Annotated in this window: 19 protein-coding genes and 1 pseudogene; 14 read left to right on the top strand and 6 right to left on the bottom strand. The window is 62.7% G+C overall.

Features of this window, described 5'->3' with window-relative positions; genetic code table 11:
- Positions 1-131: 131 nt before the first annotated feature.
- From BpN12_RS08155 to BpN12_RS08120, 8 genes are all read left to right on the top strand, one after another.
- Complete coding sequence (locus BpN12_RS08155; RefSeq protein WP_246791935.1) at positions 132-1,943, top strand: DUF637 domain-containing protein; 1,812 nt, start codon at positions 132-134, stop codon at positions 1,941-1,943.
- A 121-nt stretch (positions 1,944-2,064) separates the two neighbouring features.
- Positions 2,065-2,958 carry a hypothetical protein gene (locus BpN12_RS08150; RefSeq protein ID WP_246791934.1) on the top strand — a complete coding sequence of 298 codons (894 nt, stop codon included), beginning with the start codon at positions 2,065-2,067 and terminating at the stop codon, positions 2,956-2,958.
- Positions 2,959-3,056: 98 nt separating this feature from the next.
- A complete protein-coding gene (locus tag BpN12_RS08145; protein WP_246791933.1) occupies positions 3,057-4,517 on the top strand; it encodes an HNH/endonuclease VII fold putative polymorphic toxin in 1,461 nt (486 codons plus the stop codon).
- Positions 4,471-5,139, top strand: a complete 669-nt coding sequence (locus BpN12_RS08140) for a hypothetical protein (protein ID WP_246791932.1) — start codon at positions 4,471-4,473, stop codon at positions 5,137-5,139. Before BpN12_RS08145 ends, BpN12_RS08140 begins: the two co-directional genes overlap by 47 nt.
- Before the next feature lie 115 nt (positions 5,140-5,254).
- Positions 5,255-5,920 (top strand): hypothetical protein, encoded by a 666-nt coding sequence (locus tag BpN12_RS08135; RefSeq protein WP_246791931.1) that lies wholly within the window; start codon positions 5,255-5,257, stop codon positions 5,918-5,920.
- Complete coding sequence (locus tag BpN12_RS08130) at positions 5,917-6,135, top strand: CPCC family cysteine-rich protein (protein WP_246791930.1); 219 nt, start codon at positions 5,917-5,919, stop codon at positions 6,133-6,135. Before BpN12_RS08135 ends, BpN12_RS08130 begins: the two co-directional genes overlap by 4 nt.
- Before the next feature lie 577 nt (positions 6,136-6,712).
- Positions 6,713-6,982, top strand: coding sequence for a hypothetical protein (locus BpN12_RS08125; protein WP_246791929.1), 270 nt, complete (start codon positions 6,713-6,715; stop codon positions 6,980-6,982).
- 645 nt (positions 6,983-7,627) lie between these two features.
- Complete coding sequence (locus BpN12_RS08120; RefSeq protein WP_246791928.1) at positions 7,628-9,421, top strand: ShlB/FhaC/HecB family hemolysin secretion/activation protein; 1,794 nt, start codon at positions 7,628-7,630, stop codon at positions 9,419-9,421.
- Positions 9,422-9,523: 102 nt separating this feature from the next.
- Here the strand turns inward: BpN12_RS08120 and BpN12_RS08115 are convergent, their stop codons facing one another.
- The gene (locus BpN12_RS08115; protein ID WP_246791927.1) at positions 9,524-9,850 is read right to left on the bottom strand and encodes a DUF4148 domain-containing protein; all 327 of its coding nucleotides are present in this window, start codon (positions 9,848-9,850) and stop codon (positions 9,524-9,526) included.
- 301 nt (positions 9,851-10,151) lie between these two features.
- On the opposite strand from BpN12_RS08115, the gene BpN12_RS08110 reads away from it, so the two are divergent.
- The gene (locus tag BpN12_RS08110) at positions 10,152-11,135 is read left to right on the top strand and encodes an aliphatic sulfonate ABC transporter substrate-binding protein (protein WP_246791926.1); all 984 of its coding nucleotides are present in this window, start codon (positions 10,152-10,154) and stop codon (positions 11,133-11,135) included.
- 36 nt (positions 11,136-11,171) lie between these two features.
- On the opposite strand, the gene cynS is transcribed toward BpN12_RS08110, so the two are convergent.
- Both cynS and BpN12_RS08100 read right to left on the bottom strand, forming a co-directional pair.
- Positions 11,172-11,642, bottom strand: a complete 471-nt coding sequence (gene cynS, locus BpN12_RS08105) for a cyanase (RefSeq protein WP_246791925.1) — start codon at positions 11,640-11,642, stop codon at positions 11,172-11,174.
- 46 nt (positions 11,643-11,688) lie between these two features.
- A complete protein-coding gene (locus tag BpN12_RS08100) occupies positions 11,689-12,348 on the bottom strand; it encodes a carbonic anhydrase (protein WP_246791924.1) in 660 nt (219 codons plus the stop codon).
- A 123-nt stretch (positions 12,349-12,471) separates the two neighbouring features.
- On the opposite strand from BpN12_RS08100, the gene cynR reads away from it, so the two are divergent.
- A complete protein-coding gene (gene cynR / locus BpN12_RS08095; RefSeq protein ID WP_246791923.1) occupies positions 12,472-13,443 on the top strand; it encodes a transcriptional regulator CynR in 972 nt (323 codons plus the stop codon).
- Here cynR and BpN12_RS08090 read toward each other — a convergent pair.
- Positions 13,430-13,921 carry a GNAT family N-acetyltransferase gene (locus tag BpN12_RS08090; RefSeq protein ID WP_246791922.1) on the bottom strand — a complete coding sequence of 164 codons (492 nt, stop codon included), beginning with the start codon at positions 13,919-13,921 and terminating at the stop codon, positions 13,430-13,432. The genes cynR and BpN12_RS08090 overlap by 14 nt on opposite strands.
- Before the next feature lie 52 nt (positions 13,922-13,973).
- Here BpN12_RS08090 and BpN12_RS08085 point away from each other — a divergent pair.
- Positions 13,974-14,111: pseudogene (locus BpN12_RS08085) on the top strand (LysR family transcriptional regulator); the annotation flags it as partial.
- A 69-nt stretch (positions 14,112-14,180) separates the two neighbouring features.
- On the opposite strand, the gene BpN12_RS08080 reads toward BpN12_RS08085, so the two are convergent.
- Together BpN12_RS08080 and BpN12_RS08075 are read right to left on the bottom strand one after the other, a co-directional pair.
- Positions 14,181-14,942, bottom strand: a complete 762-nt coding sequence (locus BpN12_RS08080; protein ID WP_246791921.1) for a hypothetical protein — start codon at positions 14,940-14,942, stop codon at positions 14,181-14,183.
- A 232-nt stretch (positions 14,943-15,174) separates the two neighbouring features.
- On the bottom strand, positions 15,175-16,071 hold the full coding sequence (locus BpN12_RS08075) for a 4'-phosphopantetheinyl transferase family protein (RefSeq protein WP_246791920.1): 897 nt from the start codon (positions 16,069-16,071) through the stop codon (positions 15,175-15,177).
- Positions 16,072-16,640: 569 nt separating this feature from the next.
- Between BpN12_RS08075 and BpN12_RS08070 the strand changes: the two genes are divergently transcribed.
- From BpN12_RS08070 to BpN12_RS08060, 3 genes are read left to right on the top strand one after another with little or no spacing between them, the layout of a single operon-like run.
- A complete protein-coding gene (locus BpN12_RS08070; protein WP_198253081.1) occupies positions 16,641-16,868 on the top strand; it encodes an MbtH family protein in 228 nt (75 codons plus the stop codon).
- Positions 16,869-16,871: 3 nt separating this feature from the next.
- Positions 16,872-17,678, top strand: a complete 807-nt coding sequence (locus tag BpN12_RS08065; protein ID WP_246791919.1) for a thioesterase II family protein — start codon at positions 16,872-16,874, stop codon at positions 17,676-17,678.
- A complete protein-coding gene (locus BpN12_RS08060; RefSeq protein ID WP_246791918.1) occupies positions 17,666-18,658 on the top strand; it encodes a TauD/TfdA family dioxygenase in 993 nt (330 codons plus the stop codon). Before BpN12_RS08065 ends, BpN12_RS08060 begins: the two co-directional genes overlap by 13 nt.
- The last annotated feature ends 65 nt before the right edge of the window (positions 18,659-18,723 follow it).

Here is an 18,723-nt window from a genome sequence, read left to right as displayed (position 1 = left end):
TGTGATGTGTGTGAGGGGCTTGAAATATATGGTGAGTGAGTGAGGGGTGATTATTCAATCATTATTGAGGCCAGAGCGAGCCGGGTTTGCTTTCGTGAGGTGGGTTGTCGTTCTTGATAGGCTCGTCAGTGATGCTGGATGCGTCGGGCAATGCCGACACGACGACGAGAAGCGCGATCAGCGGCGGCGCGATCCAGATTACTGACGAGGCTGCGCAGCAGCAGTTGACGGGCCAGACGGGTGCCGAGGCGGTGGCGAGTATCAGCCGCGATACGTCGGATACGAGTGGCTCGCTGGCGCCGATCTTCGACAAGGACAAGATCCAGGCCGGGTTCGATATTACGAGTCAGTTTGTAAGTCAGGTGGGGATCTTCGTTGGCAATCGCTTCAAAGAAGCGGACGCGGCCCAGGCCGCGGCCAAGAATCTGAATTTGACGCCCGAGCAGCGTCAGCAGGCACAGCAGAAGGCCGATCAATTGGCGAACGAATGGGGACCTGGAGGCACATATCGTCAAGTGCTGTCGGCGTTTACGGCGGCAGCCGGAGGCAATGTGACCGGCGGTGCTGGTCAATATGCCCAGGCCGGGCTAGTGAACTATCTGCAACAACAAGGCACGTCGTATATCGGCAAGCTGGTTGAAAACGGCACGGTGACGGAGGGCAGTCCGGTACATGCGGCGCTGCACGCGATTGTCGGATGTGCCGGTGCGGCAGCCAGCAGCCAGAGCTGTGGCGCGGGAGCGATGGGCGGAGCGGCGTCGAGCTTGCTGGCGCATCTGTTTGCGCCGCCAGGCCCGGACATGACGGAGAGAGAGAAAGAAGCCAAGCAAAATCTGATCTCGTCGATTGTGGCGGGCGTGGCGTCGGAGTCGGGTGTGGGCGGTGCCTCTGGTGCAGCTACGGCGACGACCAGTGCGACGGCGGCCGCACAGAATAATTGGTTGGCGACCGAGCAGCGTGTTCAGATGCATAAAGATTTGGTTGCCTGTAACGGCAATCTCGGATGCCAGTTGCAGACCAACGCCAAGTGGTTTGCTATCAGTGGGAAGCAGGATCTGCTCTCAGCAGACGGGGTATGGAAGGGGCTGAACGAGGCTGCGATGGTTGATACGGTCGGGCTCGTGCGTTTCGCAGCCGACCCCGTCGCTGGATTGAAAGGACTTCACGCGCTGATCGAGGATCCTCAGGTGCGTGCCGCACTCGGTGACGAGATTGTCGCGTCGTTGCAGACGCGAATAGCCAGCGTGAATCAGGCACTGACGGTCGGCGGTGACGCGAATGCGGAGCAACTCGGCCGCGATTTGGGCAATCTCGTATGGCAGACGGCCAGCGTTGTCATGGCGGCCAAGGGGGCGGTTGAAGCGAGTACGACGCTGGGTCGGGTGGGGCTGGACGTGACTGCCGGCGTGCTTGAGAACTTCGCACGTCGGGTACCGCCACTTGTGACTGGCGCGGCAGCAGACATTGCCGGCACCTATCGCTTCACGGCAGATCAGTTGCCTGCATTAACAAATATTTGGCGAAATGATGGGCAACTCGGGGAGCAGTTGTCATCTCAACTGATGAAGGAAGCGACCGGGCAGAATTTTGTACCGATCCAGAACGCATCCGGACATGGCATCGATTTGGTCTATATCGATAAGCAGACCAAGACTATTTACCATGTCGAGGTGAAAACTGTGACTGGTGATCGCATACCTATCACTCCCACTGACAATCTTACGGATCGCTTTAACAATTGGATTGCACAGGCTGCAAATGGAAAAATTGGTCCGCAAAATATTTCTATCGCATCTGCCGAACTCGCCCAGGAAATTCAGGTATATATGAATCCGAGCAGCGGCTATACGGTAAGTCACAATGTCATGCAAGTACGGATTCCTCGGCCGGGATCGGCAGGACCCGTTACTGCGGGTCTGTTACCGTGGCCTCCATCGCCATGAGGAAATTATGAAGCGTCTTGGAATTTACAATAGATGGGATTCTGAATCTAAGCTCTTGGCAAATGTAGAAAAAGATTGGGATCGTTATTTCAAAGAGGTTTGGTCCCCTAGGCGCAGAGCAATGGAAGCATACGCCGAGGGACGTGACCCATACCCGGTCCTGCCCGGCCTTGAATGTACGCCCGAATTTGTAGCCGCAAACGTTAGTCAATCGCTTACGTGCGCCGGCTATGAGTATGCCAAAGTGGAGAGAATTTTATTCTCTCATGCTGCCGATGCGACATGGGAACCCCTTTTAGGAAAATCTTGGTGCTATTACTACTGGCGGACGCGTATCAGTCACTATCATGAAATTGGTGCAGTTCGTAAAAATCGATCTATTTCATTCAATCAAGCAGTTGCGTCGCTTGTGGCGTGCCTGTGTGCCGGTTGGATAAAAGAAGCACGGATTTTAACTGAGGAAATAAAGATTCTCCATGAGCATCAGAGATTGTTTGGATTTTGTCAGCAACCACTTTACCGGTGGATGTTTCAGATGTGTTTGGATGATCTGGAGTTGTCATTGGATGAGGATTCTGATGATGAGATAAATTGTCGGATAAGCGAGCCAGTTCTGGATGAATTGCTTAAGCATTGGTGTGACCGTGATCTCTCGCCGATGCGGGATTATTTAATCTGGCTGTGCGATTATTACACACATCGGACTCGTAGAAGTGATTGGCATGAGTTTCAGGATGATCTGCTTCTAACACGATTTCCCGCGCTGATTCTTGCATGGCAGCGCCTTCGTGAAATCCGAGGGCTAGAGAATCCATTCATCGATCATCCACTGATGCAACCAGTTTATGCGCGTCTCCGGCCAGCGATGCCGTTCTATACAGATCCTGTGTTGGAGGCCACGCTCGCGCGGCTTCGGAGGGAGGGAACTCCGGATCTTGGGACTGTGCCTCAACTGTCTCCAACAGCCAATTCGGAGAAGCATGGCTTGATCGCCCGGTTGTTTGGACGAACCTGAATTCCAGGTAACAAAACGACAAGGATAAGAGCGGACAGAGTAGCCGGGCGAGCGGTATCGGGCGAGACCAGAAAGGCCGTGTCGATAACGTGAACCCGGTGCCGACCACGAGTGTGCCGAGCGAAGGTGGATTCGTGGCGGCGCCGCCAGTGATGCTGAGCGCGTCGGGCAATGCGGACACGACGACGAGAAGCGCGATCAGCGGCGGTGCCATCCAGATCACCGACGAGGCTGCGCAGCAGCAGTTGACGGGCCAGACGGGGACGGAGGCGGCGGCGAGTATCAGCCGCGATACGTCGGATACGGGTGGAGCGCTGGCGCCGATCTTCGACAAGGACAAGATCCAGGCCGGGTTCGATATTGCGGGGCAGTTCATCAATCAGGTTGGGACGTTTGCCGCAAACAAGACGAGCGAGATCGATGCGCTTCGCGAGAAAGCGGGCGATCCGCAGGCGAAGGATGCAGACGGTAATCCGCTGACGGAGGTGCAGCGTCAGCAGATGCTGGCGCAGGCCAACGATATCGAGCAGACGTGGGGGCCGGGAAAGCCGGGTCGTCAGATCGTGACGGCGTTGACGGCGGCGGCTGGCGGGAATGTGACGGGAGGCGCGGGCCAGTTTGCGGCGAATGCGACGATCGGGTATGTGCAGGGTCTTGCCGCGAACAAGGTCAAGGCGCTGGCGGATTCGCTTGGACGTGGGACGCCGGAAGCGGAGTCGGCGCGGGCGGCGCTGCATGCGATCGCCGGATGTGCCGGAGCGGCTGCGGGTAGCCAGAGCTGTGGCGCGGGAGCGATGGGGGCGGCGGCGAGTTCGCTGATCGGCTCGGTGTTGGGATCGACGCAGGGGTTGACGGAGCAGGAACGGCAGGCGCGGGTCGATCTGGTGAGCAGTGTGGTAGCGGGGATCGCGTCGTTGGGTGGTCTGGATGCGGCGGCGGCCGGGAATGCGGCGAAGATCGAAGGGGAGAATAATCAGGTCGTGCCACTGCCGTTGCCGGGTATGGGGATGGCGGGCGGGGCGTCAGAGGATCTGCCGCCGGGGATCCCGGGGTATAAGGGGGAAGAGCGGCGCAAGGGCGATGGGGTGATCGCGGATCCGGCGACGGAGCTGGATTCTACAATTAAGCCGAGTGGATCGTTGGTTTATCCGAAGCCGGATGCCAAGAAGATCCAGGAATTGGTCACAGAGCTTATTCCGGATCAGGTCAAGGATCTAGTCGATTACATTACTACAGCGAATGACGAAGATAAAGTAAAAGGGGATGTACCTCCTAATTTGTCTCCGGCAGGCGCAAGACGTCGAGGTGCTTTTAATGCAGCAAAGCGAGCTGTTGGAGTTCCGGTTGGCCAGCAACCAAGTGTGGTTCGCCCTAATATAGAAAAAAGAGGGAACCTGCAACCAGGTCTTCAGTATGAATTTAATGTCCGAGACTCAAAGGGAAGGATTAAAACTGTAGTTATCCGAGATGATGCCGCAGGCCATTATTATGGCGAGAGTGATCCGCAAAATCGTGGCCCTCATTTTAATGATCATCTGGGGAATCATTATGATTATTGATATAAGATCAAAGTTTGAAAAAGACATATTTCATGAAAATGATTTAATTTTTATGAATAAAAGTAAACCCCTGGAAGGGTTTTTTCTGTCTGCCGCAGAATGGACTTTGCCACGAGACGAGGGGCGAAATTTTTTAAAAATTCTGATGCATGTTTTTAATCTGATTCGGTCTCGCTTGGTTGGGTATGATCTTTGGTTGTTTGTCGGAGATGAGGCGTGGCAAGAGGATAATCGAATAGTGAGATATAGGAAGTGTTTTGACGCATTGAGATTGGAGGGGGTGGATTTTACGCCGATAACTGAGAAATTTGAGTTTTCTATTGAATGTGACAAGAGAGTAAAATTTTTTGGTGTTGTGAAATTGAATAACTCTCTGATATCTATCGTGCCTATGACGATGTCTCCTCGATCATGTACCTATATTGTGGCGACCAAGAAAGGTTGTGAATTTAAGTCCGCTATTTTATCAGGGTGGACTGGGCAATGGGATGGGGATGGCGCTCTTATTGCTTCGCTTGCGAAACAGGATGGATTTTTGTTGCGTAGGGTTGGCTATTTCGATGATCCTGATGTAGGGCTTGTGGCGGTGGGAAATGCATCCACGATTAATCGTCTTTTTTAATTTTTATTAAACTACCGCCGATAATGTGGTGGCAGACAAGAGCTAGTTCCTGATCGGCACGGTGCTGGAGTCAAGGAAAGAACCGATGGAGCAGGAATTGTAGGCATGCGTCGTTTTGACAACTGGAAATGTGGCGGTGCTTGCGGCATCAGGTGGTCTGAATGCGGCGACGGCTGGGAATGCGGCGAAGATCGAAGGGGAGAATAATCAGGTAGCGCCGCTGCCGTTGCCGGGTATGGGGATGGCGGGTGGGGCGTCACAGGATCTGCCGCCGGGGATCCCGGGGTATAAGGGGGAAGAGCGGCGCAAGGGCGATGGAGTGATCGCGGATCCGGCGACGGAGCTGGATCCGGGGGCGAAGGCGGGGGCGTTGGTGACGCCATTGCCTGGACCGAGGGCGGTTGAGGCGTTGATAACGGCTTCGCCGCCGAGCAAAATCAAGCAGCTGGTGGAAGCTGTTTTGAACGCGGTTGGGGGAGCCGGCGGCGGCAGTTCATTCTGGTCTTCTACAAAGAAGAAAACTTCAGTTGAGAATGCATACGAACACTCAATCAAACATGGGAGTGAGTTTCCTGAGAATGCGAATGCCGCGCAATATGTTCGAAGTGCTCAAGATTTTGTGAATAATCCGCCGCCGGGGACGCTGATTAAAAATAGGCCGAATGGAGACGTGCTTTATTACGATCCTTCAACAAATACTTTTGCTTCGAAAAATAAAGATGGTGCTCCCAAGACAATGTTTAAGCCGTCGGCAGGAATTGATTATTGGAGTCGGCAATGATTAAAGAGAAAACGGACATCTTTCATTGTCCATGTTGCGGTGATTTTATATTTGATCATTGCGGGGAATACGAGATTTGTGATATTTGTGGATGGGAAGATGATCCTGTTCAGTATAATGATCCTGATTTTTCAGGAGGTGCCAATCGATACAGCTTGAAGGAGGCCCGTGCTATTTGGCAGCGAAAAATTAAGAGGGGTGATGGCGATTTTTAAAGTGTAGGGATTTGCGGTGATTTTATGATGTTGCGCTAATTTGTGTGATGTGAATGGCGTGGATTGGAAACTTTCTTGCCAGAAGCTGATTTATATGCCTTGGTTACTGTTGAGGTTTGTGACGTTAGCTAATTTTCTGTCACAGATGGCGCGATGGATGGTTTGTGGTAAACGAAAATAATAGATATGTGATCGTGATTAATCTATATTAAGTATTTTATGTTTAACGGTTTACGATTGATTATCTAATCTATAATTAAATGATAATTGAAATATTTTGGTTTTCCCTGGTGGTGATGTTGAAGGTGGGGTGCGTGGAGCATTAAATTCATTGAATATCGAATGATTATCGCTGATAGATGAAAGTGCAACATCTGGATCGAGGTCTCGGAGGGTAGGGAGCAATTGTCTTCGTATTAGAACAAGCGCGAATCCGGCTTGCATTTACAAGGTCAAGGCGCTGGCGGCTTCGCTCGGACGTGGGACGCCGGAAGCGGAGTCGGCGCTGGCGGCGCTGCATGCGATAGCCGGATGTGCCGGGGCGGCTGCGGGTAGCCAGAGCTGTGGTGCGGGGGCGATGGGGGCGGCGGCGAGTTCGCTGATCGGCTCGGTGCTGGGATCGACGCAGGGGGTGACGGAGCAGGAACGGCAGGCGCGGGTCGATCTGGTGAGCAGCGTGGTGGCGGGGATCGCGTCGTTGGGTGGGCTGGATGCGGCGGCGGCCGGGAATGCGGCGAAGATCGAAGGGGAGAATAATCAGGTCGCGCCACTGCCGTTGCCGGGCATGGGGATGGTGGTTGGCGCGTCACAGGAGCGCAACCGACGAGCGTGGCGAGACGACGAGTGATCGCGGACGCGAAGCATTTGGAAGGCGGTCTGTCCGCCGACGCACAACACCGGCAGGTGTTGATTGCGTCACGGCATTAATCGTCCCCCTTTTGTTGTGACGTGTGACGACATTGCGCAGTGAATAGATTGTCAACACACTTTATCATGCCGACTAATCAGCCTGCCGATTGACGGTTCGGGATGTGAGGTTGGTCATGCTCATGAATATCTAACTGATCGATATCAATGATGAGCTTGGGTGGAGAAGTGCGCGGCATACCTATTTGCCGTAATGGCGCCGTCCCGGTTGATCGTCTTGCTTGAATATTTCCGTGGGTCGATTTTTAAAGAGATGTTTTCGGTTCCGTTTTAATAATCCGGGACGGTGGAAGTGCAAAATTCCGTCCATACAATGACCAACTGGCCGCAGTAGTCGTACCGAACTTCCCGGACGCAGTGTCGAGCCGGGTACAACAGCCCAGCGGCGTATTCATCACGCTTGCGTCATTGGGCGCTGCGCGGTGGCCTGTCATCCGCAGGTTCATGGACTCGCCGGCCACGTCCGCGATCACCGCGGCGTGAAGCCGGAAGCGAGTCGGCCCGGCAGCAACACACCGCATCAATCCATAGGCCAAGTCCGGCTCAAATCACAACTACGACTACCATGCACCGAGGAAACCAATCCGCCGCCGCGCTGCTTTTGTTGACCAGCGCGGCGGTCGCCGCACCAAATTTACCGGTTGCACCAATCGAGCCAGTCACACCCGCCACCGCCGTCACACCGGCTCCGCCTGCACTGCGTTCCTTCATCCCCGGCAACGAGCAACAATCCCGCCAACAAGAAGAAGCGCGCGAACGCGAACGCGCGATCTCCGCACCAGTCGTAAGATCACGCGCGACACCGCAAGTCGAATTTCCGGCATTGCCGACTGAATCTCCCTGCTTCCGTATCGATCGATTCGTACTCGAAGTGCCGCCGTCGCTGTCTGCCAGCGTCAAGGCGTTGGGCGCCTCCGCGCTGCCGCTGGACCGTTTTGCCTTCGCGCGTGAATGGCTCGAACATTACAAGGGCGCATGTGCCGGCCAGCGCGGCGTCGATATGCTGGTCAAGTCGCTCTCGCAGCGCATTCTGAGCCGTGGCTACATCACATCGCGCGTGCTGCTGCCCGAGCAGGATCTCTCGTCCGGCACGTTGAAGCTCGCGCTGATCCCGGGCCTGATCCGTCACATCCGCATGACCGACGCCAGCCTGCGCGGCACCTGGAAAACGGCCTTTCCCGCGCGCGACGGCGACCTGCTGAACCTGCGCGATCTCGAACAGGGCCTGGAGCAAATGAAGCGCGTGGCGAGCCAGGACGTTTCGATGCGAATCGTCCCGGGCGATGCCCCGGGCGAGAGCGATGTCCTGCTCGACGTGAAGCGCGGCAAGCCGTGGACGGTAGTGGCGTCGGTCGACAACTCGGGCACGCGCGCAACGGGCCGTCTGCAAGGCAATCTTTCGCTCGGCATCGACAACCCGCTCGGCCTGAACGACCTCTTCAACATCGGCGTGAGCCAGGATCTGGAGTTCGGCGATGCGCGCCTGGGCTCGCACGGCTGGAACGGCTTCTATTCGGTACCGTGGGGCGACTGGACGGCGACGCTGTCCGCCTACACCAACACCTACTACCAGCAGATCGCCGGCATCAACCAGACCTTCGTCGCGAGCGGCAACTCGAAGACGATCGATCTCAAGCTGGCCCGCGTGCTGGCGCGCGGTGCGAACGACGTGATGGGCGCGCAACTGCGGCTGTCGCGCCGCTTCGGCGAGAGCTTCATCGAGAGCATCGAGATCCCGCAGCAGCGCCGCAACAATACCTTCGTCGAATTCGGCCTGACGGATCGTCATTACTTCGGCGCCGCGCAATTCGACGGCGCGCTCGCCTATCGGCAAGGTGTAGGCTGGTTCGGCGCGCGTGGCGACGCGCTGGCCGACGGCGGCGGCCCGACCTATCGCTACCGGATGGCGGTGCTCGATGCGAACCTGTCGGTGCCGTTCACGATTGCCCGGCAGCCGTTTCGCTACGTCACGACGGTCCACGGCCAGTACACGGGCAACACGCTCTATTACCTCGACGACCTGACGATCGGCAGCCGCTATACGGTGCGCGGCTTTGACGGCGAGACGATGCTGGCGGCCGCGCGCGGCTTTTACTGGCGCAACGAATGGCAGATGTCCATCGGCCGGACCGGGCAGTCCGTTTATGCCGGCCTCGATTACGGGCACGTCTGGGGGGCGCAGCCGATCGAACTCGCCGGCACGCAGCTGGCGGGCGCGGTGGTCGGGGTGCGCGGCAGCATCGCGACGCGCCTGGGTGCGTATAGCTACGATCTGTTCGCCGGTACGCCGGTCTACAAACCAGCGAATTTTCCGACCGTGCGCGTGACGCTCGGTTTCCAGCTGATGGCGCAGTACTGAGTTACGAGAAACGGCACGAGAACCGCTACGCTCGTCCCCCAACGCAAAACCGGCGGCCTGATCGGCCGCCGGTTTCATATCCAGCACGCACTACCACGCCGCTTACTGCCCCGACGACGCCCCGCCGGCCGCGCGCTTTTCGGCGTTCTGCAGATCCTGCGGATAGTTCGGATCGTTCGCCGACGGCTTGTAGCCGTTGTCTTCCAGCTTCTTCAGCTCGGCGCTGTTCTTCGCGCGGGCGGCCTTGCGTTCGGCCTTGTGCTGCGCGCGGGCCTGCTTGCGTTTCTCGGCCTTGGTCGCCGCGCTGGCCGGGGCGGCCGCCGCGGCGCCTGGATCGGAGGCGGGCGTCTGGGCCAGGGCGACGCCGGACAGGCCGAGCGTCAGGGACAACGTGAGGGCGGCAAGAGACAGCTTGCGGATGGTACGCATGTCGACTTTCTCCTGAAGATTGCTGTTTTGGTGGAGCGCACAACGATCGTGCGCATCCGCGGGCACGCCGGCCGACGGATTCATGCAATGTAACAGGTCGATGACAATGGCGCAGGATCCGCGTCATGCGAGGCACGATCGCGCCAGGCGATGGAGCACACGGCCGGGCAGGCGCGCGTCGCGCTGCTAACGATATGCGATATCGATGGTTCGGCCGCCGCTCGCGCGACGCTATAGTCGCCGGGTTGTCCGTTCCGGAGTCCTGTTCATGTCGTGGTTCGTTTCCCGGCGGCGCATCGTCATGCGTGCCGCCGTTCGCAGTGTCATCGCGTTCGGCCTGGGCGTGGCCGTCGCATCTTTCGCGCCCGCGGCGGCGGCGCGCGACACGGTATCGATCGGCTATCAGCGCTCCTCGGCGCTGTTCATCCTGCTCAAGCGCAACGGCGAACTCGAGCACCGGCTCGGCGCGCTCGGCTACGACGTGCGCTGGCACGAGTTCTCCAGCGGACTGCTGGAGGCGATGAACACCAGCAGCGTCGACCTGAACGCCGACGTGGCCGACGCGTTCGCGCTGTTCACGCAGGCGGCCAACGCGCCGCTGACCTACTACGCCGAGGAAACCTCGGCGCCGTCCGCGCAGGCGATCATCGTGCCGTCGAACTCGCCGATCCGCAGCGTGGCCGACCTGCGCGGCAAGCGCGTGGCGGTGTCGAAGGGCTCGGGCTGCCATTACCTGCTGCTGGCCGCGTTGAAGCGCGCCGGCATCGCACCGGGCGAGGTCGACATCCGCTATCTGGAAGCGTCCGACGCGCTGGCCGCGTTTCGCGGCGGCAACGTCGACGCGTGGGTGATCTGGGATCCGTTCCTGGCCTCGGAGCAGCGCGACGACCACGTGCGCGTGCTGGCCGACGGGCGCGACGGGCTGGCCCAGTACAACCGCTTCTACACGGCGACCACGGCGTTCGTGACCCGCCATCCCGACGTGCTGCCGGTCGTGTTCGACCTGCTGAACCAGACCGGCAAGTGGGTCAAGGCGCACCCGGACGAGGCCGCGAAGATCCTGAGCCCCGTCTGGGGCAATTTGCCGGAAGCCACCGTGGCGCTCGCCAACAGCCGGCGCAGCTACGAGATCGTGCCGGTGCGGCGCGACCAGCTCGCCGAGCAGCAGCGCATCGCCGATACGTACCGCGCGGCGGGCATGATCCCGGCTCACGTCACCGCGACCGAGATCCGGATCTGGACGCCGCCGGCCGGCGCTGCGGGTACGGCAGCGGCGGGACACTGAGGCCGGCAAACCCGGGCCGCCGCGGCGCCAGCCGGCTCAAAACGGCTTGGTGGGCAGGTACTTGCCGTCCAGCGTGATTACCGCGCGCGAGCCGCCCTCGGGATCGTCCACCTTCTTCACGTCGAGCTTGAAGTTGATCGCGCTGATGATGCCGTCGCCGAACTGTTCGTGGATCAGCGCCTTCAGCGTCGAGCCGTACACCTGCACGATCTCGTAGAAGCGATAGATGGTCGGGTCGGTCGGCACGCCGCCGGGGATGCTGCCGCGCACGGGGATCGTCTGCAGCAGGCGCACGGCGTCCTCGTCGAGGTCGAGCCTGCCGGCCACCAGCCGGGCCGCCTCGGCCGGCAGCGGATGCTGGCCGAGCAGCGCGGCGGTGACGAACGCGACGCTCAGGCCGGTGCCTTCGTTGAGCTGTTCGAACGTCAGGTTCTTGCGGATCTTCGCGTCGATGATCGTGTCGGTCAGGGCTTGGCGGGCAGTCTGGCTGTGTTGCGATTGCGTCATGGTGAGGCTCCTTGGGGAAAGGGCGGGGAAAGCGAAGCAGGGCGGCTCAGGCCGCGAGGTCGAGTCGGGCCGGCGTGGCGCGCGCGTGCGGATGGTCGGCGAGCGGGACGAAGCGGTAGCTGGTGCCGTCGAGCGTGTCGATCGAGCCGGTCTCGATGTCGTACACCCAGCCGTGCAGCGCAAGGCGCCCCTGCTCGAGCGCGAGCCGCACGGACGGGTGGGTCTTGATGTTGGCCAGCTGGGCGATCACGTTCTCGCGCACCATCGAGTCGATCCGGGCGGCCTGGTCGCGATGCTCGCGCGCTTCGTTCACCACGCGCGCGGAATCGGCGTAGCGCAGCCAGTTGCGCACGGCGGGCATGTGGTCGAGGCACTGGCAGGTGGCGATCGCCGTCATCGCGCCGCAATCCGAATGGCCGCAGATCACCACGTCGGTCACACCGAGCGCGGCCACCGCGTATTCGACGGTGGCCGTCACGCCGCCCGGCTCGGGGCCGTAGCACGGCACGATGTTGCCGGCGTTGCGGATCACGAACAGGTCGCCCGGTTCGCGCTGCGTGACGAGTTCCGGCACCAGCCGGCTGTCCGAGCACGAAATGAACAGCGTGCGCGGCTGCTGGCGGGTGGCCAGGCGCCTGAACAGCTCGGTGCGCTGCGGGAATACGTCCTTCTGGAACCTCAGGAAACCGTCGATGACCTCTTGCATGATGCGCTCCGTCCTCCTTGGGGTCGACAACCGATGCGCAGAGAATGCGCCGGCGCGCCTATAGCGTCCAAGACCGGTTTATTATCGGAGCCATAGGCATCACCAATAGTTCAAGGACGCTCGATGCTGCTCCGGCATATTCGTTATTTCCTGGCGGTTGCCGAACACGGCAACTTCACGCGCGCGGCCGAGGCGCTGCACGTCTCGCAGCCGACGCTGTCGCAGCAGGTCCGGCAACTGGAGGACTCGCTCGGCGTGCCGCTGCTCGACCGCTCGGGCCGCGCGATCCGGCTGACCGACGCCGGCGTCGCGTATGCGCACTACGCGCGGCGCGCGCTGCAGGACCTGGAGGCGGGCCGGCGCGCGATCCACGACGTCAGCGAACTGAGCCGCGGCTCGCTGCGGATCGGCATGACGCCGACCTTCGCCACCTACCTGATCGGACCGCTGCTGGACCGCTATCACCGCCGCTATCCGAACATCGCGCTGAGCGTGCTGGAGATGCCGCAGGAGCGCATGGAGCCGCTGCTGAACGAGGATGCGCTCGACGTGGGGATCGCGTTCAGCGAAACCGGCTCACCGGACTTCGAGGTGCGCGCGCTGTTCGTCGAGGCGCTGGCGGTGGTGGTGGGCAAGTCGCATCCGTATGCGGGCCGGCGCGCGGCGCTGACGCTGCGCGAGTTCGCCGACGAGGCGCTGGTGCTGTTGAACGGCGAGTTCGCCACGCGTCACTACCTGGACCGCTATTGCCGGCGGAACGGCGTGGCGCCGCGCATCGCGATGGAGGTCAATTCGATCAGCGCGGCCGTGGAGGTGGTGCGGCGCGGGGCGCTGGCCACGCTGCTGCCGGCCGCGATCGCGCGCGAGAACGCCGAGTTGCGGCTGGTGGGCCTGAAGCCCGCGTTGCCGCGCCGGACCGTGGCGCTGCTGATGCGCCGCGATGCCTACCGCAGCGCGGCGCTGGAGGCGTTCGTGGCGATGGCGGAGGAAGAGGGCGCGCGCCGGCGCCGGCCCGAGCGGCGGGCGGCCGGCGCACAGCAGGGGCGTTCCACTGGCGCGCCGGTGGCACGGCAGAAGCGCCTCAGAGCGTCATGAGCATCTCGTGCCACGCCATGCCGCCGTGCCCGGAGATGGACGGCCTCACGTAGCGATAGCCGAGGCGCTCGTACAGCGCGACGTGCCGCTCCTTGCACATCAGGTGGATGGTGGACTTGCCGAGCGCCCGCATGTCCGCCACGAAGCGCGCCATCATGGCCGGCGCGTAGCCCTTGCCCTGATGCGCCGGGTCGATCACCACCGACATGATCACCACGTTCGGCGCGTCGGCGTCGTGGCCGACCAGTTCCTTGAACGCCTCGTCGGACATCACCACCTGATGGGCGCAGCCGCCGTTGATGAAGCCGATGGCCTCGCCGTCCAGTTCCATCACGAGAAATCCTTGCGGGTAGCGGGCGATCCGCGTCGCGATCTTCTCGCGCGTGGCGGCTTCGTCGCCTTCGTAGGCGGAGATTTCGATCGCGAAGCAACGATCGACGTCGGCGGGAACGGCTTGACGAAACGCGGGCATGGGCATCGGCGAAAGACGGCGCGGGAGGGAAAGAACAACAGCATAAAAGCGTTGCAGAATGCATGCACTGCAATCTTTTCATCAAGTCCCGAACTCCATGCATGACGTTCTCCGGCGCATCGACCTGAACCTGCTGCTGATGTCCGACGCGCTGTTCCGGCATCGCGCGGTGGCCGCGGCGGCCGACGAGCGCGCCGAGCAACTGGCGCCGCGATGCGCCTGATGCCCGCTGACATCAATGCCGGATGGCCTCGCCGGGCCATCGTCATCCCGCCGTTTCCACGAGCCCGCGCGCCAGCGCCGCCCGATACGGTTCGTCGAGCTTCACCGCCTCCTGGTAGAGCGTGCGCGTGGCCCAGCAGGTGTCGGCCGGCTCGGCGGCAGCCGGCGTGCGGATCGCGTTCAGGAAGCGCTGCCGGTCCTGCTGCGGCACCTGCTGCACGATCCGCTCGAGCGCGGCCGTGACGGTCGCGTGACTGGCGGCAATCACGGGGGCCTTGTCGAGCACGGCCCGGGCGGCCGCGAACGAGAAATCGAACCACTCGGCCGCGTCCTTCCGGTTCAGCCGGCCGATCGCGTCGTTGAGGATGCGCTGCTTGTCGGCCGCGTCGACGGTGGGCCGCGAGGTGGTCCGGCAGTCGGCGTCGGGCATCGACGCCACCACCTTCGACATCAGCACGAGGCGCTGTTCGAGCTGCGCGTCGGACAGTCTCGGCAAGCCGTCCTGGGTGAGCCCGAAGCCCTTGTCGTAGGCGTTCGCGGCCTGCGTGCCGTTGGCGATCGCCTTGAACTTCGGATCGGCGTCGAGCTTTTCCATGAACGCGTCGAACGCATCGTGCGCGGGCACGTTCTCGGGAAACGGGTTGTCGTCTTGCTCGTCGTCCTCGCTGGCCGCGGTGGCCGCCGTGGTGGTGACGGCGGTCGAGCCGTCCGGCTCGCCGCGCAGGTGTTGCACCACGCGCACCGCGATCACGCCGAGCAGCGCCGCGAGGAGATAGACGAGGAAGCGATTCTTGCGTGACGTCATCGATCCACCGTCGTGTCGGAAGGGAGGGGCGCGACGCGGCCGGCTGGCCGCATGGCGCGCCAGACACGACCTGCGGCGGGCCTGGCCGTCCGTAATATATCGGTGCCGCCGAGGCATGGCAACGATGCCGCGAAGCGTCGCCGGGCGAGGCGCCGCGGGGCTCGTCGTCAGTGTGTGAAGACCTGTTGCGTGGGCGCGTGCCGGATGCGTCAGCCGCGTGCCGCCACGGATGTCAGCCGCCCGCCACGGCGCGCCGGATGCCGCCCGCCGGGCTCGTCTCGCGCCGCTCGCGCGGCGCGTCGTCGGCCGGCAGCGGCAGCTTGACCGAACTGTTCCAGCCGCTCGCCCGCACCTCGCGAATCTCGCGCGCGGCCACCGCGGCCACGCACTGGCGGCCCGGCATCGGCAGGTCGATCACGCGCCAGATGCCGGCGTCGTGCGTATGCACGTGGTGCGCATGCGGGTCCGGGCCGGCTTCGACCTGAACCACGGCGGACACGTCGCCGCCGGCCTGCGGGTCGGGCGTGGCGAGCGCGTCGCCCGACGGCGCGCGCGCGGCGCTCGCCACGCTCGTGAGCCGAACGCGCTGCTGCGCGTCGTGGTCCACGGCGTCGCCGACCGAGAACGCGGTGGCAAGCCCGATCGGCTGCGCGCTCACGCCGATCAGGATCCAGATGCCGGCGTAGGCGATCGCGACGTCGAGCGCCCCGTCCGCCCGCGGCTCGGCCAGCGTGATGCGGCCGTTTTCGTGATCGACGAGTTCGAGCGCTTCGGGGCGGGTGCCCACGATGCCGCCGAGAATGCCGCGCAGCACCGCGCGTCCCACCGCGAAGCGCTTGCCGATGGCGGGCTGCGGAAAGCACTTGGCGCGCTTGCGCTCGTAGCGCGACAGCCGCGCGAACGCGTCCTCCTTCGACAGCAGTTGCCACTCGGGCCGCAGCAGCCACAGCCGCAGTTCGCCGTCACGCAGCGGCTGCGCGCAATAGGGCGGCTGCTCGGCGAGCGCGTGCGCGCTGAACGTCACGTCGGGTGCGAGGCGGATCGAGCGTTCGGGCAGGGAGTCGGGGAGCGGCGGCGCTGCTCGCGGGCGGGGCAGGGCGCCGTGGCCGGCGCGGGCACCGGCCCTCATGCGATCGGCTCCGGCGGGCGGCGGCCAGGCGCGACGCCGGGGGCGGACGATCGCACGGCGGCATGCGTTCGGATCTCGGCATGCATGATCGATCGGGTTCTCTCATTGTGATTTGACGTGCCGCTATATTCCGATAGTTCTCGAACTAATGCAAATGGTTCTCATTTGCGAAATATCAGCGGCGGAAGGTCGACGTGCCACGCGCCGGACTTCATCATGGCGGAGCGTGCATGGCGTCATTCACGCATGGTGATCGCGGCCGGTGAAAGCAGGATGAAAGCGATTTCCCCGCGTCCGCCTCTGCCTGCCCGTCGCGCACACGGAAACCGGCCCGCCGCGTTGTGAAGTGACTTGACAACACAGGGCGCGCCCGTCAGAGTACGCACCAAATGCCAATGATTCTCATTTGCGGGGCGGCAAGCTGTGCGCCGGGCCTGCATCGACGCCGAGTCGATGCGATGACCGGTTCGCTTCGCACGACGTACAGGGCCACGTCACACCATTGTGTGTAAATGAGATTCGTTTATTCAACTTTCACTGGCCGGCAAGCCGGTCGAACGGAGCAATCGATGAGCTGGGGCGACGAAAACACGACGTATCTGGTGGTGGTCAATCACGAGGAACAGTATTCGATCTGGCCGGAGTTCCGCGAGCTTCCGCCGGGCTGGACGGCCGCCGGCAAGTCGGGCACGAAAGAGGCCTGTCTCGAGTGGATCAAGGAAGTCTGGACCGACATGCGTCCGCTGAGCCTGCGCAAGGCCATGGCGGAGCAGGAAGCCAAGCGCTCGGCGAACTGATCGATGTCGGCGAGCGATCGCGCACCGGCGGCGCTGCCGCCCGTGCAACTGTTCTGTTTCGCGCATGCGGGCGGCGCGGCTTCGCTGTACCGGCGCTGGCAGCAGGCGCTGCCGCGCGGCGTGGCCGTGATCGCGCTCGATCTGCCGGGGCACGGCCTGCGCCGCGCGCTGCCGCCTCATACCGACTGGCCGTCGCTGATCGAGACGCTCTGCGCCGACTGGCGCGCGCGGCGCGACCCGTCGCTGCCGTTCGCCGTGTTCGGCCACAGCATGGGCTCGCTGGTCGCCCATGAGCTGCTCCATGCGCTGCGCGCGCGCGGCGAGGCGGCGCCGGTCTGGTTCGGCGCGTCGGCATCGGTCGCGCCGTCGCGGCGCGCGAGCGAGACGCACTGGCTCGGCTGCACGCACCAGCAGCTGGTCGACAAGCTGCGCTCGCTCGGCGGCACGCCCGAGGCGCTGCTGAACGACCACGACTTCATCGAGCTGCTGATGCCCACGTTCCGCGCGGATTTCCATCTGTGCGGCACCTATCCGTCGGTATTTCCCGACGAACCGCGGCGCACGCCGCTCGATTGCCCGCTGACGGTGTTCACCGGCAGCGACGACCCGGCCACCGCGCACACGGAGAAGCTCGCGCCGTGGCGTGACACCACCCGTGGCGAATGCGCATTCCACGCGTTTGCCGGTGGCCACTTCTATCTCGACACCGAACCCGAACCGGTACTCGCGCGCGTGGCCTCGTCGCTGGCGCACGCGCTCGCCGGCCCGGCACCGGCCGCGTTGCCGACGGAGGCAGGATGGATGCATTGACGACGGCGCACCCGGCGGTGGCGCTCGATATCCGCGAACTCGAACAGAACGGCACGCGCGTGGTGGTGGTGAGCCCGGCGGCGGGCGAGGCCCCCGCGCCGGCGCTCGACGCCGCGCTGGCCGACACACTCACCGCGCTGGTCGCGCGCGAGAAGACGCGCCACGGCGGCGTGCTGCTGCGCGGCTTCGCGCCGGCGGGCCCGGCCGGCTTCGAGCGCTTCACGGCGCGCTTTGGCGAGCCGATCCGCGATTACGAATTCGGTTCGACGCCGCGCAGCCGCGTCGACAACGGCGTGTTCTCGTCGACCGACTATCCGGCGAACCAGTGGATCGACCAGCACAACGAGCAGTCGTACACGCTGAAGTGGCCGGGCTCGATCGGCTTCTACTGCGAGATCGCGGCCGACGAGGGCGGCGCCACGCCGGTGGCCGACAGCCGGCTCGTGCATGCGCGCCTCGATCCGGCGCTGCGCCGGCGTTTCGCCGAGCACGGCGTGATGTACGTGCGCAATTACGGCAACGGCCTCGATCTGCCCTGGGAGCAGGTGTTCGGCACCGAGGATCGCGCCGAGGTCGAGCGCTACTGCGCGGCGAACCGGATCGCCTGGGAATGGCTCGACGACGGCGAGGCGCTGCGCACGCGCCAGGTCTGCCAGGCGGAGCTGCGCCATCCGCAGACGGGCGAGACGGTCTGGTTCAACCAGGCCCACCTGTTCCATGTCACCAACCTGCCGGAAGGCGTGCGCGAGGCGATGCTCGAAGTCGTCGAGCCGGACCGCCTGCCGCGCAACACGTATTTCGGCGACGGCACGCCGATCGACGACGCGATGCTCGACGAGATCCGCGCGGTCTATCGCGACACGATGCTGTCGTTCCCGTGGCAGGCGGCCGACCTGCTGCTGCTCGACAACCTGCTGATGTCGCACGGCCGCGCGCCGTTCGCGGGCAAGCGCCGCGTGCTGGTGGCGATGACGCGCTGACGCCGTGACGCAAGCCGGCGCCGTGCCCCGCCCGGGCGCGGCGCACCTCGGCCCGGCCGCCGGCA

This window comes from Burkholderia perseverans, assembly GCF_022870505.1.
Classification (GTDB): domain Bacteria; phylum Pseudomonadota; class Gammaproteobacteria; order Burkholderiales; family Burkholderiaceae; genus Burkholderia; species Burkholderia plantarii.
Note: the sequence above shows the minus strand (reverse complement) of the source record. Positions and strands in the feature narration are given on the sequence as shown.

Bases quoted from the DNA above. Each gene is read 5' to 3' on its own strand.
- BpN12_RS08155 (WP_246791935.1), top strand. From the start codon at position 132: ATGCTGGATGCGTCGGGCAATGCCGACACGACGACGAGAAGCGCGATC.
- BpN12_RS08150 (WP_246791934.1), top strand. From the start codon at position 2,065: ATGGAAGCATACGCCGAGGGACGTGACCCATACCCGGTCCTGCCCGGC.
- BpN12_RS08130 (WP_246791930.1), top strand. From the start codon at position 5,917: ATGATTAAAGAGAAAACGGACATCTTTCATTGTCCATGTTGCGGTGAT.
- BpN12_RS08125 (WP_246791929.1), top strand. From the start codon at position 6,713: ATGGGGGCGGCGGCGAGTTCGCTGATCGGCTCGGTGCTGGGATCGACG.
- BpN12_RS08120 (WP_246791928.1), top strand. From the start codon at position 7,628: ATGCACCGAGGAAACCAATCCGCCGCCGCGCTGCTTTTGTTGACCAGC.
- BpN12_RS08115 (WP_246791927.1), bottom strand. From the start codon at position 9,850: ATGCGTACCATCCGCAAGCTGTCTCTTGCCGCCCTCACGTTGTCCCTG.
- BpN12_RS08110 (WP_246791926.1), top strand. From the start codon at position 10,152: ATGCGTGCCGCCGTTCGCAGTGTCATCGCGTTCGGCCTGGGCGTGGCC.
- cynS (WP_246791925.1), bottom strand. From the start codon at position 11,642: ATGACGCAATCGCAACACAGCCAGACTGCCCGCCAAGCCCTGACCGAC.
- BpN12_RS08100 (WP_246791924.1), bottom strand. From the start codon at position 12,348: ATGCAAGAGGTCATCGACGGTTTCCTGAGGTTCCAGAAGGACGTATTC.
- cynR (WP_246791923.1), top strand. From the start codon at position 12,472: ATGCTGCTCCGGCATATTCGTTATTTCCTGGCGGTTGCCGAACACGGC.
- BpN12_RS08090 (WP_246791922.1), bottom strand. From the start codon at position 13,921: ATGCCCATGCCCGCGTTTCGTCAAGCCGTTCCCGCCGACGTCGATCGT.
- BpN12_RS08080 (WP_246791921.1), bottom strand. From the start codon at position 14,942: ATGACGTCACGCAAGAATCGCTTCCTCGTCTATCTCCTCGCGGCGCTG.
- BpN12_RS08075 (WP_246791920.1), bottom strand. From the start codon at position 16,071: ATGAGGGCCGGTGCCCGCGCCGGCCACGGCGCCCTGCCCCGCCCGCGA.
- BpN12_RS08070 (WP_198253081.1), top strand. From the start codon at position 16,641: ATGAGCTGGGGCGACGAAAACACGACGTATCTGGTGGTGGTCAATCAC.
- BpN12_RS08065 (WP_246791919.1), top strand. From the start codon at position 16,872: ATGTCGGCGAGCGATCGCGCACCGGCGGCGCTGCCGCCCGTGCAACTG.
- BpN12_RS08060 (WP_246791918.1), top strand. From the start codon at position 17,666: ATGGATGCATTGACGACGGCGCACCCGGCGGTGGCGCTCGATATCCGC.